Genomic DNA, 365 nt, shown 5'->3' on the forward strand with positions numbered 1-365 from the left:
TGATGTAAGTGTGGAGAATAACGGATTCGAACCGTTGACCCCCTGCTTGCAAAGCAGGTGCTCTAGCCAGCTGAGCTAATCCCCCTCATTACTGAGGTTGAGCTTCGGACGGAGGATTGCTTTTCTACACGCCGGGCAACCTCTATTCAAAGAGTAGTCCCAGGCAGACTTGAACTGCCGACCTCCACATTATCAGTGTGGCGCTCTAACCAACTGAGCTATAGGACTCTGTTCAGCCCCTTAAAGGCAGTTCTCAGCTTCATAACCGTCCTCCGGTCATATCTCAGATAAAGAACAGCGTGCAGTACAACAAGCAGGAAACAAACGTGCTCCTTGATTTATTACCGAGCTAACCTTGCGGTCCG

General features: G+C 50.1%; 2 tRNA genes. Both read right to left on the minus strand.

From position 1 onward, the window contains the following. Positions 1 to 11: 11 nt before the first annotated feature. Positions 12 to 85, minus strand: a tRNA-Ala gene (locus WKT13_RS13335). 69 nt (positions 86 to 154) lie between these two features. Beyond that, positions 155 to 228: transfer RNA gene (locus WKT13_RS13340), tRNA-Ile, on the minus strand. Between the last annotated feature and the right edge of the window lie 137 nt (positions 229 to 365).

Source organism: Prevotella sp. HCN-7019 (genome assembly GCF_037890215.1).
Taxonomy (GTDB): domain Bacteria; phylum Bacteroidota; class Bacteroidia; order Bacteroidales; family Bacteroidaceae; genus Prevotella.